Source organism: Duganella sacchari, assembly GCF_900143065.1.
In the GTDB taxonomy this organism is placed as follows: Bacteria; Pseudomonadota; Gammaproteobacteria; order Burkholderiales; family Burkholderiaceae_D; genus Rugamonas; species Rugamonas sacchari.
Genome location: NZ_FRCX01000003.1, coordinates 476,352 through 497,763, shown reverse-complemented (window position 1 = coordinate 497,763; position 21,412 = coordinate 476,352). Strand labels below are relative to the sequence as shown.

Here is a 21,412-nt window from a genome sequence, read left to right as displayed (position 1 = left end):
ACTGACGCGACAACACTAATTTCGCGCGCTTTAGTTCTTAACGTCAATCTTTGAAGCAACTTTAGGACCGGCCGCTGCTGTTTTTGCCCTGCGTTAACATTTCAATGGCCTTGCTCTACTGCATAGTTTCGGCCAATCATCCCTACAAATCTGCGGGGCTAGCTGGCCTGAACGTACAAAGCGACCTTTTTCTCAAAAGCATTAAGTTTTTTTGTTTACTCGGGGCAATGAGAATCAACTGCATTTTTGCCGCCCCAGACACAAACGGCAGAGCGTTTGCTCTGCCGTTTGACTTACTGCGGGATGCTTACTTGCCTGGCACCGCCAGGATGCCGTGCGCAGCGCCGGACTGCAGCGCTTTGAGACGCAGCTCGCTGTCGCTGGCCGCCTGCGTACTGCTCAGGGTCGGTTTGCCGTCGGCATCGAACTGGCGCATTGCCGCCGCCAGCTGGGCCGCGCCGCCGTTCACGCTCTGGCCTGGCACTTCCAGCTTGGCCGCCGGTGCTGCCGGCGCCGGGCTGCTGAACGAAGCCAGTGCCTGGCTCAGACTGCTGACATTGCTGCTCAGCTGAGCCACCGGCGCCACCTGGAACCAGACGTCGGCTGCCGCGTGGCTGGCGCCATCGGCCGTCTCGTAGGTCGAGGTCAGGCCAATGATGTTGCCATTGTTGACCGTGTTGTCTTTCTTGACATCCAGGTTCAGCTTGGTGATGCCGAGGTCGGCCAGCGACTTCAGTTCATCCGCCTGGCTGACGCCGTCGGCATTCGCATCGACCCAGACGCGCAGGTCGGCAAACTCGGCATCCTTGGCATCGATCACACCGTCGCCGTTGGTATCCAGTTCGGCCATGGCCTGGTAGCCATTGTCGGCTTTCTTGCCGTTGGCCAGCGTGGTGCCCGAACCGAACAGCTCGCTACCATCGTTGATGATGCCGTCATGGTTGCGGTCCAGCGCCAGCAGACCGTCGCCGCCGCCAACCCAGCCGGTGCTCAGCTTGGTGCCGTTGGCCAGGTGGTCGAACTGCACGCCAGCGCTGCGCGCCAGGGTCTGGATGCCGTCACCGTTCAGGTCCAGCATGATCGGGGTCAGCACCGCGATCTGGTCGGTGGTCATCGCATGCGACTGGTCCGAGCTCATGGCGTTCAGCTGGACAGTGGTCAGCGCCGCCGCCTGCGTGGTGCTCATTGCGTGGATGTCGTTGGTCGACAGCGCCTTGATCTGGGTGGTGGTCAGGGCACGGATCGCGCTGGTTTTGAGGGCCACGAAGTCGCCGGTTTCCAGTGCATTCAGTGCTGCGGTCGACAGCGCCACCACTTGCGCGGTGCTCAGCGCGGCGACCTGGTTCGAGGTCAGGCCCACGCCTTGCGCCGAATTCAGCGCTGCCATGTGCGAGGTGGTCAGTGCCGCGATGTCCTGGGTGCTCAGCGCGCCCAGTGCATCGGTCGACAGTGCGGCCAGATTGCGGGTCGACAGTGCCGCCACCTGGGCCGTCGCCAGCGCTGCTGCCTGGGCGGTGGTCAGTGCGGCGATCTGCGCCGTGGTCAGGCCGGAAGCGAAGGACGCCGAGGACAGCGCGGCGACCTGGCTGGTGCTCAGGGCAACCACCTGGCTGGTGGTCAGACCGGCCAGCTGGCTGCTGCGCAGTACCGCCACGTCGGTGGTGCTCAGGCCTGCCAGGTCGGCAGTCTGGATCGCACCGATGCTGTTCGAGCTCAGCGCCACGAACTGGTTGGTGCTCAGCGCGGTCAGTTGCTGCGAGCTCAGCGCCACGATCTGGTCGGTGCTCAGTGCGGCAATGCTGCTGGTGCTCAGCGCGGCCAGCGTACCGGTGGCCAGGCTGTTGACCTGGTTGGTGGTCAGTGCCACCACCTGGGCGGTGCCCAGTGCGGCAATCGCGGCGGTTTTGATCGCCGCCAGGTCAGCGGTTTCCAGCGCAGCAATCGCGCTGGTGGCCAGTGCGGCTACCTGGCCGGTGGTCAGCGCAGCCGCTTCACCGGTGGTCAGGGCCACGACCTGGTTGGTGGTCAGGCCTTTGATCTGGTTGCTGGTCAGCGCGGCGATGGCAGCGGTCGACAGGGCGGCAAAGTCCGCCGTTTCCATGGCCGCCAGACCGGCAGCGCTCAGCGCGGCAGCCTGGGCGGCGCTCAGCGCGGCCGCTTGCTGCGTGCTCAACGCCACGATCTGGTTGGTGCTCAGCGCGTTGATCGAGCCGGTGCTCAGCGCGGTGATTTGCGCGGTCGACAGCGACTCCACCTGGCCGGTGCTCAGGCCCGCCAGCTGGACGGTGCGCAGCGCAGCGATCTGGCTGGTTTTCAGACCGGCCAGATCAGCCGTTTCAATCGCACCGATGCTGGCCGAGCTCAGCGCCACGGTTTGCGCGGTGCTCAGCGTGCCGATCTGCTGCGAATTCAGCGCCACGATCTGGTTGGTGGTCAGCGACGCCACGCCGGCCGTGCTCAGGGCCGCGATCGCTTCCGTTTCCAGGCTGGTGATCTGATTGGTGCTCAGCGCAGCCACCTGGCCGGTGCTCAGGGCCGCGATGGCAGCAGTTTTCAGTGCCGCCAGATCCGCGGTTTCCATGGCGGCGATGGCGTTGGTGCTCAGCGCGCCCACTTGCGCGGTGGTCAGCGCGGCAGCCTCGGTGGTGGTCAGCGCCACGACCTGGTCGCTGGTCAGTGCCTTGACCTGGTTTGTGGTCAGGGCCGCTACGGCGCCGGTCGACAGCGCGGCGAAGTCGGCGGTTTCCAGCGCGGCAATCGCAGCGGTGCCCAGCGCGGTGACTTGCGCGGTGCTCAGCACGCTGGCTTGCTGGCTGGTCAGTGCCACCACCTGGGCGGTGTTCAGGGCCGAGATGGCCGCCGAGCTCAGTGCCACCACCTGGGTGGTCGACAGCGAAGCCACCTGGCCGGTGGTCAGGCCCACCAGTTGGGCGCTGCGCAGCGACGCGATGGCCGCGGTGCTCAGGCCCACCAGGTCGGCGGTCTGGATCGCGCCGATGCTGTTGCTGCTCAGCGCGGTCACTTGCGCGGTGCTCAGGGCGCCCAGTTGTTGCGAGTTCAACGCCACGATCTGGTTGGTGGTCAGTGCGGCCACGCCGGCGGTGCTCAGGGCAGCCACTGCACCGGTCGCCAGGCTCGTCACCTGGTTGGTGGTCAGCGACGACACTTGCGCCGTGCTCAGGGCGTTGATCGCAGCGGTTTTCAGTGCGCTCAGATCAGCGGTTTCCATCGCGGCAATCGCGGTGGTGCTCAGTGCAGCGACTTGGCCGGTGGTCAGCGCAGCGGCTTCACCGGTGGTCAGCGCCACGACCTGGTCGCTGGTCAGTGCCTTGACCTGATTGGTGGTCAGCGCAGCAACAGCGTTGGTCGACAGCGCGGCAAAGTCAGCGGTTTCCAGTGCGGCGACAGCAGCGGTGCCCAGCGCGACCACTTGCGCGGTGCTCAGGATGCTCGCTTGCTGGCTGGTCAGTGCCACCACTTGTGCGGTGTTCAGGGCCGAGATCGCGGCCGAGGTCAGTGCGGCAACTTGGCTGGTCGACAGCGAAGCGACCTGGCCGGTGGTCAGGCCGACCAGCTGGGCGCTGCGCAGGGCAGCGATGGCGCCGGTGCTCAGGCCCACCAGGTCAGCGGTTTCAATCGCGCCGATGCTGTTGCTGCTCAGCGCGGTCACCTGGCCGGTGCTCAGCGCGCCCAGTTGTTGCGAGTTCAGCGCCACGATCTGGTTGGTGGTCAGCGATGCCACGCCAGCGGTGCTCAGGGCAGCCACTGCACCGGTCGCCAGGCTGGTCACCTGGCCGGTGGTCAGCGACGACACTTGCGCCGTGCTCAGGGCGTTGATGGCAGCGGTTTTCAGTGCGCTCAGGTCAGCGGTTTCCATCGCGGCAATCGCGGTGGTGCTCAGCGCGGCGACCTGGCCGGTGGTCAGGGCGGCGGCTTCGCCGGTGGTCAGGGCCACGACCTGGTCGCTGGTCAGTGCTTTGACCTGGTTGGTGGTCAGCGCGGCAACCGCGTTGGTCGACAGTGCGGCAAAGTCGGCAGTTTCCAGTGCGGCAATCGCAGCGGTGCCCAGCGCGGTGACTTGCGCGGTGCTCAGTACGCTGGCTTGCTGGCTGGTCAGTGCTACCACCTGGGCGGTGTTCAGGGCCGAGATGGCGGCCGAGCTCAGTGCCACCACCTGGGTAGTCGACAGGGCAGCCACCTGGCCGGTGGTCAGACCGACCAGCTGGGCGCTGCGCAGGGCGGCAATCGCGCCGGTGCTCAGGCCCACCAGGTCGGCGGTCTGGATCGCGCCGATGCTGTTGCTGCTCAGCGCCGACACCTGGCCGGTGCTCAGAGCGCCCAGTTGTTGCGAGTTCAGCGCCACGATCTGGTTGGTGGTCAATGCGGCCACGCCGGCAGTGCTCAGGGCAGCCACTGCACCGGTCGCCAGGCTGGTGACCTGGTTGGTGGTCAGCGACGACACTTGCGCCGTGCTCAGGGCGTTGATCGCAGCGGTTTTCAGTGCGCTCAGGTCAGCGGTTTCCATCGCGGCAATCGCGGTGGTGCTCAAGGCAGCGACCTGGCCGGTGGTCAGCGCAGCGGCTTCACCGGTGGTCAGGGCGACAACCTGGTCGCTGGTCAGTGCCTTGACCTGGTTGGTGGTCAGCGCAGCAACTGCGTTGGTCGACAGTGCGGCAAAGTCAGCGGTTTCCAGCGCAGCGACTGCTGCGGTGCCCAGCGCAGTGACTTGCGCGGTGCTCAGGATGCTGGCTTGCTGGCTGGTCAGTGCCACCACTTGTGCCGTGTTCAGGGCCGAGATCGCGGCCGAGGTCAGTGCGGCCACTTGCGTGGTCGACAGGGCAGCGACCTGGCCGGTGGTCAGACCGACCAGCTGGGCGCTGCGCAGCGCGGCAATCGCGCCAGTGCTCAGGCCCACCAGATCAGCGGTTTCAATCGCGCCGATGCTGTTGCTGCTCAGGGCCGTTACCTGGCCGGTGCTCAGCGCGCCCAGTTGTTGCGAGTTCAGCGCCACGATCTGGTTGGTGGTCAGCGACGCTACGCCAGCGGTGCTCAGCGCGGCAATCGCGCCAGTCGCCAGGCTGGTGACCTGGCCGGTGGTCAGTGCGGACACTTGTGCAGTGGTCAGCGCGCTGATGGCGGCGGTTTTCAGTGCGCTCAGGTCAGCGGTTTCCATCGCGGCAATCGCGGTGGTGCTCAGTGCGGCGACTTGGCCGGTGGTCAACGCGGCGGCTTCGGTGGTGGTCAGCGCCACGACCTGATCGCTGGTCAGTGCTTTGACTTGATTGGTGGTCAGCGCGGCAACAGCGCCGGTCGACAGTGCGGCGAAGTCAGCGGTTTCCAGCGCAGCCACGGCAGCGGTGCCCAGCGCGGTCACTTGCGCGGTGCTCAGGATGCTCGCTTGCTGGGTGGTCAAGGCGACCACTTGGGCGGTGTTCAGGGCCGAGATGGCCGCCGAGCTCAGTGCCGCAACCTGGCTGGTCAGCAACGAAGCCACCTGGCCGGTGGTCAGACCCACCAGCTGGGCGCTGCGCAGCGAAGCAATCGCTGCCGTGCTCAGGCCTACCAGGTCAGCGGTCTGGATCGCGCCGATGCTGTTGCTGCTCAGCGCCGACACCTGGCCGGTGCTCAGCGCGCCCAGCTGCTGCGAGCTCAGTGCGACGATCTGGTTGGTGGTCAGTGCGGCCACGCCAGCGGTGCTCAGCGCAGCTACCGCGCCGGTGGCCAGCGACGATACCTGGCTGGTGGTCAGCGACGACACTTGCGCGGTGGTCAGCGCGGTGATGGCGGCGGTTTTCAGTGCGCTCAGGTCGGCGGTTTCCATCGCGGCAATCGCGGTGGTGCTCAGGGCAGCCACCTGGCCGGTGGTCAGCGCGGCGGCTTCGCCGGTGGTCAGCGCAACCACCTGGTCGCTGGTCAGTGCCTTGACCTGGTTGGTGGTCAGGGCGGCAACGGCATTGGTCGACAGTGCGGCAAAGTCCGCGGTTTCCAGGGCAGCCACGGCAGCGGTGCCCAGTGCCGCCACTTGCGCGGTGCTCAGGATGCTGGCTTGCTGGGTGGTCAGGGCGACGACCTGGGCGGTATTCAGTGCGGCCACAGCCGCCGAGGTCAGCGCAGCGACCTGGCTGGTCGACAGCGAGGCTACCTGGCCGGTGGTCAGGCCCACCAGCTGCGCGCTGCGCAGGGCGGAGACGGCGCTGGTGCTCAGGCCAACCAGGTCGGCGGTTTCAATCGCGCCGATGCTGTTGCTGCTCAGCGCCGACACTTGCGACGTGCTGAAGGCGGCCAGTTGTTGCGAGCTCAGCGCAACGATCTGGTTGGTGGTCAGTGCAGCGATGCCGGCGGTGCTCAGCGCAGCAATCGCGCCGGTCGCCAGGCTGGTCACCTGGCCGGTGGTCAGCGTCGATACCTGCGCGGTGCTCAGGGCAGCGATGGCAGCGGTTTTCAGGACGCTCAGGTCGGCGGTTTCCATGGCCGACAGTTCGGACGTGCCCAGTGCGGCCACCTGAACCGCGCTCAGCGCGGCGGCTTGTGCGGTGGTCAGCGCCACCACTTGCGCGCTGTCCAGCGCTTTCATCTGGCCAGTGCTCAGGCCGGCGATGGCAGCGGTGGCCAGTGCGGCCACATCAGCCGTTTCCAGTGCGCCAACCGCGTTGGTGCTCAGGGCGGCAACCTGGCTGCTATTCAGCGCGCCAGCTTGCTGCGACGTCAGCGCGACAACCTGGTTGGTGCTCAGGCTGGCCAGCACGGTGGTGGTGAAGGCGTTGACCTGGTTGGTCGACAGGTTGGCAATCTGAGCGGTCGTCAGGCCGGCAACTTGCGCGCTGCGCAGCGCGGCAATATCTTTGGTGCTCAGGCCGGCCAGGTCGGCGGTTTCGATCGCGCCCAGCGAACGGCTCGACAGGGCGGCGATCTGGCCAGTGCTCAGGCTGGCGATTTCATTCGAGGTCAGCGCCACCACCTGATCGGTGCTCAGGGCCGAAATGGCGTTGGTGCTCAGGGCCGACAGCGCATTGGTCGACAGGTTGTTGATCTGCGCGGTGGTCAGGGCGGCAACCTGGGCGGTGCTCAGTTGCGCGATCGCTGCGGTGGAAACGGCGGCCAGATCCGCGGTTTCCATGGCAGCGATGGCGCCGGTATTCAGGGCGGCGACTTGCGCGGTGCTCAGCGAGGAGGCTTGGCTGGTGGTCAGTGCGACCACCTGGTCAGTGGTGAGGGCCTTGATCTGGCTGGTGGTAACGCCAGCCAGTGCGCTGGTCGCCAGCGCGGCGATGTCGCCAGTCGACAAGGCGGCAAAGCTGGCGGTGCGCAGCGCGGCGACCTGGGTCGATTTCAGTGCGCCGACCTGGGTGGAGGTCAGCGCTGCGGCTTGCGCAGTACCAAAGCCAACCGCCAGCTGGGCGGTCGTGAACGCAGGAATTTGAGCCGTCGTGAATGCCTGTAGCTGATCAGAGCTGAAGGCCACAATGTCTTCGGTGCTGATCGAAGCGACGAAGTTTGTACTCAGCGCAGCCAGCTGTGCCGTGGTTAAGGTAGACGCGAAACCCATTGTATTTCTCCTGGAGGTACTACGTTTTTTTGCGCAGATAGCAACCTGAGTGCCAGCCTGATCTGGCCCCAAGCCCTGTTAGGACATCATTACGTATTTATGTATACTTATTGGCAAGTTTTATTGCCCACTTATGCGGTAAAAACAGCTCCGCAGTGTATATAACGACGGAAATCTGGATTCCATTAAGTAAACTTTTATACGGGTAAAACTTAAGGCCTACAGCAGTTCCCGAGCGCAGTAAATTCGGGACTATTGGACCTCACATTATAGCGAAGTCTAATTGCCGTCAGGAACTTTTTGCCGGAATGTCGTCAAGTCGCAACCACTTCCTGGCAATATTATGGTTTCATAATAATTGCCTGGCAGCCATTTTCATAAGTGTAACTCATTGGTAGAAGAAATAAGTTCCACTACGGAAAAAAGTATCCGTACGGCTATTTTGACGTGGCGGTATGACAGGCAGATGACAGAACAGCGGGATAAATCGCTGTCAATTTGACAATTTGGTGCGCTGACGCCAGACCAGCACCGCCATCGTCGCTGCCAGCAGCAGCAGGGCCACCATATTCAGCACCACCACTGCGTTGGGGAAACGCAGCACCAGGCCAATGCTGACGCCAGCCTTGACGCTAAACGACGCGCTGCCATCGAAGGGAAAATAACTGGCCACCTGCAGCAGGTAATAAAGCGCGCCGCCCCACAGGCCGGGCAGCCAGCGCTTGAGCGACAACACGGCCGAGAGAAAGCCCAGCAACGCGGCACCAAACACCAGATGCAAGCCAGTGCCGCTGAGCGGCTCTCCAAGCAGCCCCAGCGAGACACCCAGCGCCAGCGCGCTATTCAGCAGCAATACCCGAGCCAGCCATTTTTCGAATTCCAGCATCATCATCCAAAGCGAGATTGATAATCGCTGGGCGCCACCCCCAGCTGCGCGGCAAACGCGCGCCGCAGATTGTACTCGCTGCCGAAGCCGCTCTGGTGGGCAGCGCGCTTGACCGTCATGCCCGGCTTTTCCAGCAGCGCGCAAGCGGCCTCCATGCGCAGCCTTAACAACAGCTGGGCCGGCGAAATCCCCGCCTCCTGCTGCAAACGCCGGTGCAGCGTGCGTACCGACAGCGCAAACGCCGCCGCCATCTGCTCCACATCCAGCTGCTGCGCGAGCCGCTGCCTGAGCCAGCCCGTCAGCTGGCCATGCAAGCCCTGCGGATCAGCCTGCGCCAGCAGCTCCGAACTGAACTGGCGCTGGCCGCCGGGCCGCTTGAAAAACACCACCAGCCGCTTGGCCACCGCAAGCCCGGCGGCGCGGCCCAGGTCCTCTTCCACCAGCGCCAGGGCCAGATCCATGCCCGCAGCAATCCCGGCCGAGGTGTACAGCGCGCCATCTCTAATATAGATCGCATCCTCCTGCACCGTAATGGCGGGGTGCTGGGCTTGCAGCGCCGCCGCGTCCTGCCAATGCGTGACCGCCCGCCGGCCATCCAGCAGTCCCGTGCGGGCCAGCACAAACGCCCCCGTGCAGACCGAGCAGCAACGCCCCACCGTGGCGGCCGCCTGCCGCACCCAGGCCACCAGCGACGGTTCCAGCGCCGGACTGGCATCGCACTCCAGGCCGCGGCCGCCGGAAACAATCAAGGTCGCCCCGCCGAGGCCGTCGCGCGGCAACGGCGCAGTCTGCAACGCCACGCCCGAAGTGGAGGCGACCAGGCCGCCATCGGCCGAAATCATCTGAATCCGGTAAGGCGGCGGCAAGCCGGCATCGCACGCCTCGTCATTGGCCGAAGAAAACACCTGCGCGGGGCCGGCGGCGTCCAGCAAAGTAAAGCCGGGATAGACCAGCAGCCAGATATCGATGGGATTCATAATGGCAGATATTCCACCATTGATGTCATTTGTGTCAATCACCGTGATGGCACTATTCATTCGAAAGGAGCACAACATGACACGCACCATCGGCATCTACATTTATGACGACGTCGAAGTCCTGGACTTTGCCGGTCCTTACGAAGTCTTCACCTGCGCCAGCCGCGTCGCCGGCAAGCTGGCGCCCGACACGGCGGCCCCATTCCGGGTCCGCACCCTGGCCCCGGAACGGACACCGATCCGCGCACGGGCCGGACTGGAACTACATCCCGAGGCCACGTTTGCCGACGCCGGCCCGATCGACGTACTGGTGATTCCCGGTGGCGTCGTCACGGCAGAACTGGCCAAACCGGAAGTGATTGCGTGGATCGCCGGGCAAGCGCGCGATTGCGAGCTGGTCGCCGCCGTCTGCACCGGCGCCCTGTTGCTGGCCGAAGCAGGCCTGCTGAACGGCAAAGAAGCGACCACCCACTGGGAAGACATCGCCGAACTGCAGCAGCGCTGGCCGCAAGTCACCGTCAGGACCGACCGCCGCTGGGTCGACAACGGCCGCACCGTCACCTCGGGCGGCATCTCCGCCGGCATCGACATGTCGCTGCACCTGGTCGAACGCCTGGCCAGCCGCGAGCTGGCACAGCGCACCGCCCTGCAAATGGAATACGACTGGAAAGAAGCTTAACTCCGGGGTCAGGTCCGTCATTTCTACACGAGCTCGGCCGTAAGCCGCCGCTACAGCTGAGTGCGTGTAGAAATGACGGACCTGACCCTGGATTGGGAGAAAGTATGAAAGTGATTCGAAGTAAGGATTTCACTGCGGCGCAGGCCTGGGGCAGCGAGTTGATTGCGGCGATGGACAGCGCCACCGTGCGCCTGCATTGGACCGATCAGCCCTATCGCTGGCACGTCAACGATGGCGAGGAGGTGTTTGCCGTGATGGATGGCGTGGTCGATATGCACTACCGTATCGCCGGCAATGAACAAGTGGCCACGCTGCATGCTGGCGATCTGTTCTTTGCCGGCGCCGGCGACGCTCATTGCGCTCATCCGCGCGGCGCGGCCCGCATCCTCGTGATCGAGCGGGCCGGCAGCGACTGATTAGAGTTTTTTCAGCTGCTCGCGCGCATAACCGGCACTGGCGTGATTCGGCGCCAGTTCGAGGAAGCTGCTGTAGGCTTTGCGGGCCTTGTCGTTGTCGCCCTGGTGCATGCGCGCGTCGCCCAGGTTGAGGTAGGCGATGGCGCGCGAGGTGTCGATTTGAATGGTGTTCTCGAACCAGCGCGCCGCCTCGGCATATTTCTCCTGCTTGTAGTAGACGAAGCCGAGGTTGTTGGCCGCCAGGCCGAAGTCGGGTCGGTATTTCAACGCTTCGGTGAACGCGGCTTCTGCCTGGGCGTACTGTTTTTCCTTGTACAGTTGCAGGCCTTTGTCGTTGGCGCGCTGCGCCAGCTGGCGCGCGGAGGCATCCACCGGTTTCGGCGCGGCGATCTTCTGTTCGCCGCCTTGCAGGTTTTTGATGACAACGGTGTTGCCGTCCGCCTGCTGGTTGCGGCCGCTGTCGAGCTTGCTGTTCATGGCGATCGCTTCCGGCGACAGCTGGCTCGATTGCGCGCTCAGGAATTCGGCCTCGGCCGGCAGCTGGAACACGAACTCGCCGCCTTCCGATCCCGGCAGGCTGCCAAACGCGGGCGTCTGCTGCGATACGCTCGATACCGCCGGCGCCACATACGCCGCCAGCTCTGTTGCGGTGATGAGGCCGTCGCCGTTGAGGTCGGCCTTGCCGCCCAGCGCCTGCAGCAGCGTCCACGAGAAGATCGAGTGGCCGTTCGGGCCGCCATCGGCCACCATCTGGTCGGCGCCGCCGGCCGTCAGCATCTGCCGGCCCATGCGGCGGGCGTTGTCGCGCAGGAAGGCGGTGTTGCCGCCGCCGCGCGTCAGGCCCAGCCCGCTGTAGCAGGCATCCATCACAAACAGCACGTGCTTGGCGTTGAGGCTTTCGGCAATATTCTGCAAATCCGTCATCGGGATCGCATCGACGCTGACCTGCTGCGGATCGGAGTCCACCGGGACAATGTAGCCGAGGTTGCGCCCCGAACTCAGTTGGCGCGTAGCGCCGTGGCCGGCAAAGAACACGAAGATGCGGTCGTCCTTGTTCAGCCTGGCATCGGCCAGCTTGTCGTGGAATACCGCGAGAATGTTGTTGCGCGTCGCTTCGCCATTGCTGAGGGTGAATACACGCTCGCTGGCAAAGCCGAAGCGGTTGACCAGCGTGTCGCGGATCGCCTTGGCATCCTGCACCGCGTACTGCAGCTTGGGCCACTTCTGGTAATCGTTAATGCCGATCACCACCGCGTAGCTGTTGGCATAGCCGGTGCTGACGGCAATCTTCTCCGGCTCGGGCCGGCTGCCCTGCGCGACCTTGAACGCTTGTCCGTCCCAGCCAGCAAAGCTGTAGCCATCGGCAATCAGCTTGTCCAGCACCATCGGCAGCGCCTTGACGCTGCGCTCGTGGATGTCGTGGAACAGGATGATGCCGCGCTGCTCCTTGCCCAGCGTGGTCAGCACGCGGTTGGCAATCGAGCTCGGCACGGGATCGGCCCAGTCCAGCGAATCGACATTCCACATCACCGAACGCAGGCCCAGTTTGGACAGCACGGCCATGCCCTCGGCATTGCGCGCGCCGTACGGGAAACGGAACAGTTGCGAGCGGCGTGAGTCGGCCGCCTTCAGCATCGCGTCCGCATTGGCGATCTCGCCATACAGCGCTTCGCCCTTCTGCTTGGACAGCTGCGCGTGGGTGAAGCTGTGGTTGCCGACGGTATGGCCAGCGTCGATGAGGCGGCGGCTCTCGGCCGCGTTCTTGCTCAAAGTCTGCTTGCCCTGCGCGTCGAGCTTGCCGACATTCTGTCCCACCTGGAAGAACACGCCCGGCACGTTGTACTGCTTGAGGATGGCCGCCACTTCCTCCGTGTACGTGCCATGCGGACCGTCGTCAAAGGTGAGCACCACGGTTTTCGGCGGCAATGTGTTGCCGAAAATTTCCTTGCCCTGCTCTTCCTGCTCGGCGGTCTTCGGCGGGTCCGGATACGGCACGATGACGCCGTAGTCTTTCATGATCTGTTCGCGGCTGTACAGCTTGCGCAGCTTGGCGATGTAGTCCTCCCAGCGCTCGCGCTTGGGCACGATGGCGCGCGTTTCAAAGCGGCCGAAGATGCCGCTCAGTTCCTTGTCATACTGCTTTTCGATGTCTTCCAGCGCCGCCAGGTCTTCGCTGACGCGCTTGTGCAGCTTGATGGCCGGCAGCGTCTGGTCGGCAGCGGCCAGTTTTTGCAGGCTGATCAACACTTCGCGGAAGGCCAGACGGTCGGCGTCAAACAGCTCGGCCGAGGATTCGATATACGACAGCAGCGCGTCGTCCGCCGCATCACGCTGGGACTGCGGCAGCGCCTGCGCCTGGCCCAGCAGCGTCTGCACGCGTGCCAGACGTTCCAGGTTTTCATGGAACAGTGCCTGGCCAACCTGGTTGGCCGCCTTGCGTTCGCCATCATTGAGCGATTTCTCATCCGCCAGCAGGACGATGATCTTGCGGTAGTTGGCCAGCAGCGCCTGCAACTCGGGTTGCAGTTGCGGCACGGCGGCCGTCGCGGCAGCCGGCCCCGCAGTGGGCGCCGCGCCCTGCCGCCCGCCGAAGTAGGCAACCGGCCCCGCCACACCCGCCGCCACAGCGGCAATGATCAACAGATACTGGACTTTTTTCTTCATGAGAATGCAATTCTTTAAAGCAACGGAATCAGCATTCTATGACACATTTGCTAATTTTTCACTTGATAGCCATCAGTGAGCGTCTTCAGGAACGCCACCATGTCGGCAATCTCGCGCTCGTTGAGCGCCGGCTTGTCGCCCGGCTTGCCGCCAAACGGCGCTTCCCTATTGACGTTGGCGTCCATGCCGGCCGGCTGGTCGTCGAACTTGCGGCCGCCCTGGTACCACTTCTGCGGCGTGGTATCGCGCGTGACATAGAAGCGGATCACCTGCTCCAGGCTGGTGAAGCTGCCATTGTGGAAGAACACCTTGCGCAGCGCGACATTGCGCAGCGATGGCGTCTTGAACGCGCCGCAGTATTCCTTGTGATCCTTGAGATCAGTGCGGTCCGGCCCGCACAGGCCGAGATCGTAATACGCCGGGTCGGCATTCACCGCCAGCTGGCGGTTGCGCGGCACGCCAATATTGATCAGGCCATAGTCGGTAAATTGCGGGAACACGCCGCCCGGCGAAATCCGGCTGATGTGGCAGGACGCGCAATTGCCCTTGGTCTCGTCGTTAAACAGCTGCATGCCGCGCAGCTCCTGCGCCGACAGCGTGGTCTGCTTGCGCAGGAAGGCATCGTACTTGCTGGTGTAGGGATAGAACTCGGTCGGACTTTCCTGGAACACTTCCAGCGCCATCAGCGCGCCCTGCATGGCCGCGCGCGGACGCTCGAACACGTCGTCGCCAAACACCTTGCGGAACTGCGGCGCCAGCGGCCCGGCCTTGAGCTTGGCCAGCACGGCCGCCTCATCCTTGTTGCCCATTTCGCGCGGCGACAGCAGCGGTCCCAGCGCCTGTTCGTGCGCGGTCTGCACGCGGCCATCCCAGTTGTGGCCGCCGGTCGGGCCGGCATCGACGCTGTCGTCGCCATCGTCATCGTGATAGTGCTCGGTGAACGCCGGCACGTTCTGGATATAGCACAGCGACGGCGCCGCGCGCGTGCCCTCGGTGCGGCCATCGCCGCCGCCCAGCTGCACCGCCAGATTGTTATTCGGGCTGAAGGCGTTGTCCGGACTATGGCAGCTGGCGCACGAGGTGCGGCCTGAGGCAGACAGGCTCGGCTCCACAAACATGGCGCGGCCCAGCGCGGTCAGCTCCGGCACGGTGGGCTGGTGGGCGCTGGGCGCATAGGCCGCCTTGGGGGCGTCGTCGGGGGTCTTGGGATGGCAGGCGCTGAGCAGCGCAGCGGTCAACACTGCATAAATAATTTTCATGCGCGCAGCCTACCAAAATGACATGACCGCTACATGACAGTGAGAAACCGATACAAAACGATACTTTTGCGGCCGTTTCATTTCATCGTCCTGAAATATTTCCTAATTAGCATGAGCCGCTTTCACACCCCACCCTCAAGGCATGAAGATGAAATCCACCCTGAAAACGGCGCTGCGTCCACTGCCGCTGGTGCTGGCGGCCGCCGGCATCGGCGCCGGCCTGATCGCTTGCGGCAGCTCGTCCGATAGCAGCGTCCCCACCATGACCGGCCAGGTCGTGGGCAGCTATTATGAAAACGCTGTGGTCTGCCTGGAAAGCAGCAGCGCCAAATTCACCTGCGACAGCAACTCCGGTACCGTACGCACCGGCGCGGACGGCAGCTTCACCATCACCGGCGCCAACCATGGCGCGCTGCTGGTCACGGTGGGCACCGACGCCATCCGCCACGACGCGGTCGGCGATGCCGGCACCAAGGTCACCCAGAAACTGCTGTTCCGCGCCCCCGACGGCCACACTGCCGTGGTGGACGCCATCAGCACCGAGCTGACCGCGCTCATGGACGCCAACGGCGGCGACTTCGCCAAAGCCAGCAGCCAGCTGGCCGCGCGTCTCGGCGTTGCGGAAGCCAACCTGCTGGCCGACGTCAACAAGGTCAGCGGCGACGACCAGGCCAAGCTCAAGGCCGAGAACGACGTCATGACCGGCGTCATTGCCAACGCCGCCGCCCAGACCGCCGCGTCCGACATCGCCAGCACCGTCACCGCTGGCGCCGCGCTGGCCAACATCAAGAACATCGTCGTGATCTACGCGGAAAACCGCGGCTTCGACAACCTGTACGGCCTGTTCCCCGGCGCCAACGGCGTACCGGGCGTGAACCCGACCTCGACCGGCGGCTATGTCGCCCAGAAAGACTACGACAACAGCACCCTGCCGGTACTGCCACCGACCTGGGGCGGCATGACCGCAGCGGGCCAGAGCCTGGTCATCACCCAGGCGCAGTCGGCCAACCTGGCCAACAAGCCATTCCAGATCGACGACGCCAACAGCGCGATCTCGATGCCGCAATCGGTCATCACGCGCGACCTGGTCCACCGCTTCTACAACAACCAGATGCAGATTAACGGCGGCGCCAACGACAAGTTCGCGGCCTATTCCGACGCCGGCGGCCTGACCATGGGCTACTACGACGGCAGCAAGATGAAGATGTGGGACATCGCCAAGCAGTACGCGCTGGCCGACAACCTGTTCATCGGCGCCTTCGGCGGCTCCTTCCTGACCCACCAGTACCTGATCTGCGCCTGCGCACCGCAATACCCGAACGCCGACAAGTCGGTCGCCTCGGGCTTGATCGCCAAGATCGACCTGGACAGCAAAGGCAACTTCCTGCGCCTGACGCCATCGGCCACCGCGCCCGCCAGCGTGCTGAATGGCGCACCGGCCTACGCCAACGACGGCGCCATCACGCCGGCGGATTCGAGCGGCATGTTCTACGCGGTCAACACCATGCAGCCGCCGTACCAGCCTAGCTCGAACGCCCCGGCCGGCGACGACAGCACCCACCTGTATGCCGACACCAACAAGTCCAATACGCTGCCACCGCAAACCCAGAAAAACATTGGCGACCTGCTCACCGCCAAGAGCGTCGACTGGGCCTGGTATGCCGGCGCATGGAAGGATACGCTGGCAGCCGGTACCGCCGCCCCACGCGGCGCGTTCACCAATCCGCCTAACTTCCAGTTCCACCACCAGCCGTTCAACTACTTCGCCAATATGGACCCGGTGAAGTTCCCGGCTTACCGCGCGGCCCACCTGAAAGACTACGACACCCAGTTCGTGGCGGATGCTGCTGCCGGCACGCTGCCAGCCGTGGCCTTCTACAAACCGCAGGGTAACCTGAACCAGCACGCCGGCTACGCTTCGGTAGCGGACGGCGACGCGCACATCGCCGACGTCATCGCCAAACTGAAGAAAAGCCCCCAGTGGAAGAACATGCTGGTCATCGTGACCTACGACGAGAACGGCGGCTTCTACGACCACGCCGCGCCACCAAAGGGCGACCGTTGGGGTCCAGGCACCCGCGTCCCGGCAATCATCGTGTCGCCATACGTGAAGAAGGGGACCGTCGACCATACGCAGTACGACTCCGCATCGATCCTGCGCGCCATCACCCACCGCTTCAACCTGCCGGTGCTCGATGGCCTGACCACGCGTGACAAAGCGCTGGCTAGCAGCGGCGCCAAGCCGATGGGCGACTTCAGCGCCGCCCTGGCCCTGACACCACAGGAGTAAGCAGCCTGACACCGGCAGTAACAGCTTCCGCCTTGGCCGTTACTGCCGGCCGCGATGCGATATAGTGACACCGCATCGCGTCAAAAAATAAACCATAAAGGCGGAATGGATGGAGAACATCAAGCAGGTAGTGATTGTCGGCGGCGGCACCGCCGGCTGGATGACAGCAGCGGCCCTGGCCCGCGTGCTGGGCGATAAAATCAAACTGACACTGATCGAGTCCGACGACATCGGCACCGTGGGCGTGGGCGAATCCACCATCCCCATGATCAAGCTGTTCAACTCCGTGCTGGGCATAGACGAAGACGAGTTTATGCGCGCCACCCAGGCCACCTTCAAGCTGGGCATCGAGTTCAAGGACTGGGGCCGCATTGGCGACAGCTATATGCACGGCTTCGGCATCTTCGGCCAGGACCTGGCCACGCTGCCGTTCTACCAGTACTGGCTGCGCATGCAGCATGCCGGCAAGGCGCCGGACATCGAACACTACTCCATCAACCGCATGGCCGCCAAGGCCGGCAAATTCATGCGCGCCGACCGCTCGCACGGCAACTCGCCATTGGCCGACATCGTGCATGCCTTCCATATCGACGCCGGCCTGTACGCGCGCTATCTGCGCCACTATGCCGAAGCCAAAGGCGTACGCCGCATCGAAGGCAAAGTGGTTGATGCCTTGACGCGCGCCTCGGATGGCCATGTCGATGCCGTCCGCATGGAAAACGGCGAGCTGATTGGCGGTGAACTGTTCATCGACTGCTCCGGCTTCCGCGGCCTGCTCATCGAACAGGCGCTGCACACCGGCTTTGAAGACTGGTCGCACTGGCTGCCATGCGATCGTGCCTACGCCGTACCGTGCGAACTGGGGAACGAACTGCTGCCTTACACGCGCGCCACCGCGCGCCCGGCAGGCTGGCAATGGCGCATCGGTTTGCAGCACCGCACCGGCAACGGCCATGTCTACTGCTCAAAATTCATGAGCGACGATGAAGCGGCCGGCATCCTCATGTCCAGCCTGGACGGCCGCGCACTGGCCGAGCCCAAACAGCTGCGCTTCACAGCGGGCAAGCGCAAACAGGTCTGGAACAGGAACGTGGTCGCGGTGGGACTGTCTTCCGGCTTCATGGAGCCGCTGGAATCCACCAGCATCCACCTGATCCAGTCCACCATCGCGCGCCTGATTGCCTTTTTCCCGGACCAGGGCTTCAGCGCCGCGGACGTGGCGGAGTTCAACCGCCAGTGCGACTTCGAGGTGGAACGCATTCGCGACTTCCTGATCCTGCACTACCACGCCACGGAGCGCAACGACACGCCGTTCTGGGACCATGTTCGCACCATGGACGTGCCGCAAACGCTGCGGGACAAGATGGCACTGTGGCGCACGCGTGGCCGCATCGTGCGCGTCGATAACGAGCTGTTTGCGGAAGCAGGCTGGCTGCAGGTGCTGCAGGGCCAGCGTGTGCCGGTCGAGGGCTATCACCCGCTGGCCGACCTGATGGACGAAAGCGAAGTCGCCGGCTACCTGCGCGACATCGCTTCCGTGATCGGCCAGTGCGTCAGCCAGATGCCGTCACACGCTGCCTACATCAAGGCGCGCTGCGCTGCGAAGTAAGACGGTAAAGCAGCGGCAGCACCAGCAGCGTCAGCGCGGTAGACGACAGGATGCCGCCTATGACCACCGTGGCCAGTGGCCGCTGCACCTCCGCACCGGTGCCGGTAGCAATCGCCATGGGGATGAAGCCCAGCGAAGCGACCAGCGCCGTCATCAGCACGGGACGCAAACGGCCCAGCGCACCTTCGCGAATCGCCTGTTCAACAGTGCGGCCATCTTCGCGCAGCTTGCGGATGGCGGAAATCAGCACCAGGCCATTCAGCACCGCCACGCCGGACAAGGCGATAAAGCCCACCACCGCCGAGATCGACAACGGTATGCCGCGCAGCGCCAGCGCCGCCAGGCCGCCCGTCAGTGCGAACGGAATGCCGCTGAACACCAGCAAGCCATCCTTCAGATTGCCGAACATCGCGAACAGCAGCAGCATCACCAGCGCCAGTGCCGCCGGCACCACGATCTGCAAACGCTGCGAAGCCGATTGCAGCTGCTCGAACTGGCCACCCCACGTGGTCCAATAGCCGGCGGGGATGGTCACCTGCTGCAAGCGCTGCTCCGCCTCCGCAACGAATGAGCCGATATCGCGCCCGCGCACATTGGCGCTGATGACGACACGGCGTTTGCCGTTCTCGCGGCTGATCTGGTTCGGCCCCGGTGCGATGGTGAACGTCGCCACCTCGCCCAGCGGGATGAAGTTGGCGCCGCCCGGCAGCGGCAACGGCAGGCGTCGGATCGCCTCCATATCCGCACGCAGTGCATCCGGCAAGCGCACCACGATATCAAAGCGGCGATCACCTTCAAACATGGTGCCGGCTTGCTTGCCGCCGATGGCGGTGGCAATCGCGTCCTGCACATCGCTGACGTTGAGGCCATAGCGCGCGGTCTTGCTGCGGTCGATATCGACGGTCAGCACCGGCAGGCCGCTGGTCTGCTCGATCTTCACCTCTTGCGCACCGCTCACCTTGCCCAGCATGGCGGCAATGCGCGCAGCGGTATCGTTGAGCACATCGGCATCGTCGCCAAACAGCTTGACGGCGACGTCGCTGCGCACACCCGATATCAGCTCGTTGAAGCGAAGCTGGATCGGCTGCGAAAACTCGTAGGCATTGCCCGGCATTGCCGCCACGGTTTTCTGTATCGCCTCCAGCAGCTCGGCATGCGACTTCCGGGGCTTGGGCCATTGCGGCTCCGGCTTCAGCATGATGTAGCCGTCCGAGATATTCGGCGGCATCGGGTCGGATGCGATTTCCGCCGTACCGATACGCGCAAAGACACGCTCGATTTCCGGGAACTTGCGCATCAGCGTCGTCTCGATCTGCTTCTGCATCTCGACCGACTGCGTCAGGCTAGTGCCGGGGATGCGCAGGGCCTGCATGGCGATGTCGCCTTCGTTCAGGCTGGGGACGAACTCACTGCCCATGCGCGTCGCCAGTAATAGCGACAGCGCCACCGCAATCCCGGCAAAGCTCAGCACCACCGGAGTATTCGCCAGCGCGCGTTCCAGCATTGCGCCGTACCAGAGATTGATGCGATGCGTCTCCTTCTCCACCACACGGTCGCCAATAAACAGCGCCACGGCGGCGGGAATGAAGGTCACCGACAGGATCATCGCACCCAGCAGCGCCATCACCACCGTCAGCGCCATCGGATGGAACATGCGGCCTTCCACGCCCGTCAGCGCAAAGATCGGCAGATAGACCACCATGATGATGAGCTGACCGAATAACAGCGGCCGGCGCGCTTCCTTGGCGGCAGCGAAGACTTCTTCGAACTTCTCCGCGCGTGTCAGCGAACGGCCCAGCGTCGCTTGCGCATGCGCCAGGCGGCGCACGCAGTTTTCAACGATGACCACCGCGCCGTCCACGATGATCCCGAAGTCCAGCGCGCCAAGGCTCAGCAGGTTGGCGCTGACCTTGTACGCCACCATGCCGCTGAAGGTGAACAGCATGGACAAGGGGATCACCATGGCTGTAATCAATGCCGCGCGCAGGTTGCCGAGGAAGATAAACAGCACGGCAATCACCAGCACCGCACCTTCCAGCAGGTTCTTTTTCACGGTGCGGATGGCTTTGTCCACCAGTGCGGTGCGGTCGTAGACGGTGATCGCCTCCACGCCTGGCGGCAGGCTGCGGTTGATGACGGCCATCTGCTTGTCCACCGCCTGCGACACGGCGCGGCTGTTCTGGCCGATCAGCATGAAGACGGTGCCGAGCACCACCTCGCGGCCATTTTCGGTTGCGGCGCCGGTGCGCAGTTCGCGGCCGACGTCAACTTCCGCGACATCGCGCACGCGCACCGGCACGCCGCCGGCCGTGCGCAGCACGATGTTGCGGATGTCTTCCAGCGAGCGTACCTGCCCCGGTGCGCGCACCAGCAGCTGTTCACCACGTTTTTCGATGTAGCCGGCGCCGGCATTGCCGTTGTTACGCTCCAGCGCAGTCACCACATCCTGCAAGGTCAGGCCGTATGACGCCAGCCGTTGCGGCTGCGGCGCCACATGATATTCCTTGGCGTAGCCGCCGATGGAATTGATCTCGGTGACGCCAGCCACGTTGCGCAGCTGCGGCTTGACGATCCAGTCCTGAATCTCACGCAGATCGGTTGGCGTGTACGGCGTGCCATCGGCTTTTTTCGCGTTGGGCTTGGCTTCCACCGTCCACAGGTAGATTTCACCCAGGCCGGTCGAGACAGGCCCCATCGATGGCGTGATCCCGGCAGGCAGTTGCGCGCGTGCTTGCTGCAAACGTTCGCTAACCATCTGGCGCGCGAAGTAGATGTCGGTACCGTCCTTGAATACCACGGTGATCTGCGACAGGCCATAACGCGACAGCGAGCGTGTCTGCTCCAGGCGCGGCAAGCCAGCCAGCACCGTCTCCAGCGGGAAGGTCACACGCTGCTCGACCTCCAGTGGCGAGTAGCCCGGCGCCGCCGTGTTGATCTGCACCTGCACGTTGGTGATGTCCGGCACCGCGTCAATCGGCAGCTTTTGATAACTGTAGATGCCCAGGGCAGCCATGCCTGCGACCAGCAGCAGGACCAGCCAGCGCTGATGGATGGCGTAGCGGATGATACGTTCAAACATAGTCGTC

Annotated in this window: 10 protein-coding genes; 4 read left to right on the top strand and 6 right to left on the bottom strand. The window is 64.2% G+C overall.

What is annotated here, in order from left to right; all coding sequences use genetic code 11:
* Nucleotides 1-307: 307 nt before the first annotated feature.
* The 3 genes from BUA36_RS08590 to BUA36_RS08580 form a co-directional block, all read right to left on the bottom strand.
* A complete protein-coding gene (locus tag BUA36_RS08590) occupies nucleotides 308-7,546 on the bottom strand; it encodes an SPM autocatalytic domain-containing protein (RefSeq protein ID WP_072783468.1) in 7,239 nt (2,412 codons plus the stop codon).
* A 493-nt stretch (nucleotides 7,547-8,039) separates the two neighbouring features.
* Entirely contained in the window at nucleotides 8,040-8,432 is a 393-nt protein-coding gene (locus tag BUA36_RS08585; RefSeq protein ID WP_229255644.1) for a hypothetical protein, read from the bottom strand.
* Nucleotides 8,433-8,434: 2 nt separating this feature from the next.
* Nucleotides 8,435-9,409 (bottom strand): GlxA family transcriptional regulator, encoded by a 975-nt coding sequence (locus tag BUA36_RS08580; RefSeq protein WP_072783675.1) that lies wholly within the window; start codon nucleotides 9,407-9,409, stop codon nucleotides 8,435-8,437.
* Between the two features lie 76 nt (nucleotides 9,410-9,485).
* Between BUA36_RS08580 and BUA36_RS08575 the strand changes: the two genes are divergently transcribed.
* A complete protein-coding gene (locus BUA36_RS08575) occupies nucleotides 9,486-10,088 on the top strand; it encodes a DJ-1/PfpI family protein (protein WP_072783464.1) in 603 nt (200 codons plus the stop codon).
* 104 nt (nucleotides 10,089-10,192) lie between these two features.
* A complete protein-coding gene (locus BUA36_RS08570) occupies nucleotides 10,193-10,504 on the top strand; it encodes a cupin domain-containing protein (RefSeq protein WP_072783461.1) in 312 nt (103 codons plus the stop codon).
* Here the strand turns inward: BUA36_RS08570 and BUA36_RS08565 are convergent, their stop codons facing one another.
* Together BUA36_RS08565 and BUA36_RS08560 are read right to left on the bottom strand one after the other, a co-directional pair.
* On the bottom strand, nucleotides 10,505-13,168 hold the full coding sequence (locus tag BUA36_RS08565) for a polysaccharide deacetylase family protein (protein ID WP_072783458.1): 2,664 nt from the start codon (nucleotides 13,166-13,168) through the stop codon (nucleotides 10,505-10,507).
* A 50-nt stretch (nucleotides 13,169-13,218) separates the two neighbouring features.
* A complete protein-coding gene (locus BUA36_RS08560) occupies nucleotides 13,219-14,427 on the bottom strand; it encodes a cytochrome-c peroxidase (RefSeq protein ID WP_072783457.1) in 1,209 nt (402 codons plus the stop codon).
* A gap of 148 nt (nucleotides 14,428-14,575) precedes the next feature.
* Between BUA36_RS08560 and acpA the strand changes: the two genes are divergently transcribed.
* On the top strand, nucleotides 14,576-16,717 hold the full coding sequence (gene acpA / locus BUA36_RS08555; RefSeq protein WP_229255643.1) for an acid phosphatase: 2,142 nt from the start codon (nucleotides 14,576-14,578) through the stop codon (nucleotides 16,715-16,717).
* A gap of 109 nt (nucleotides 16,718-16,826) precedes the next feature.
* Nucleotides 16,827-18,326, top strand: coding sequence for a tryptophan halogenase family protein (locus BUA36_RS08550; protein ID WP_072783455.1), 1,500 nt, complete (start codon nucleotides 16,827-16,829; stop codon nucleotides 18,324-18,326).
* Here BUA36_RS08550 and BUA36_RS08545 read toward each other — a convergent pair.
* Complete coding sequence (locus tag BUA36_RS08545) at nucleotides 18,301-21,405, bottom strand: efflux RND transporter permease subunit (RefSeq protein WP_072783454.1); 3,105 nt, start codon at nucleotides 21,403-21,405, stop codon at nucleotides 18,301-18,303. The genes BUA36_RS08550 and BUA36_RS08545 overlap by 26 nt on opposite strands.
* Between the last annotated feature and the right edge of the window lie 7 nt (nucleotides 21,406-21,412).

Coding starts and splice junctions, on each gene's coding strand:
- BUA36_RS08590 (WP_072783468.1), bottom strand. CDS start 7,546: ATGGGTTTCGCGTCTACCTTAACCACGGCACAGCTGGCTGCGCTGAGT.
- BUA36_RS08585 (WP_229255644.1), bottom strand. CDS start 8,432: ATGCTGGAATTCGAAAAATGGCTGGCTCGGGTATTGCTGCTGAATAGC.
- BUA36_RS08580 (WP_072783675.1), bottom strand. CDS start 9,409: ATGAATCCCATCGATATCTGGCTGCTGGTCTATCCCGGCTTTACTTTG.
- BUA36_RS08575 (WP_072783464.1), top strand. CDS start 9,486: ATGACACGCACCATCGGCATCTACATTTATGACGACGTCGAAGTCCTG.
- BUA36_RS08570 (WP_072783461.1), top strand. CDS start 10,193: ATGAAAGTGATTCGAAGTAAGGATTTCACTGCGGCGCAGGCCTGGGGC.
- BUA36_RS08565 (WP_072783458.1), bottom strand. CDS start 13,168: ATGAAGAAAAAAGTCCAGTATCTGTTGATCATTGCCGCTGTGGCGGCG.
- BUA36_RS08560 (WP_072783457.1), bottom strand. CDS start 14,427: ATGAAAATTATTTATGCAGTGTTGACCGCTGCGCTGCTCAGCGCCTGC.
- acpA (WP_229255643.1), top strand. CDS start 14,576: ATGAAATCCACCCTGAAAACGGCGCTGCGTCCACTGCCGCTGGTGCTG.
- BUA36_RS08550 (WP_072783455.1), top strand. CDS start 16,827: ATGGAGAACATCAAGCAGGTAGTGATTGTCGGCGGCGGCACCGCCGGC.
- BUA36_RS08545 (WP_072783454.1), bottom strand. CDS start 21,405: ATGTTTGAACGTATCATCCGCTACGCCATCCATCAGCGCTGGCTGGTC.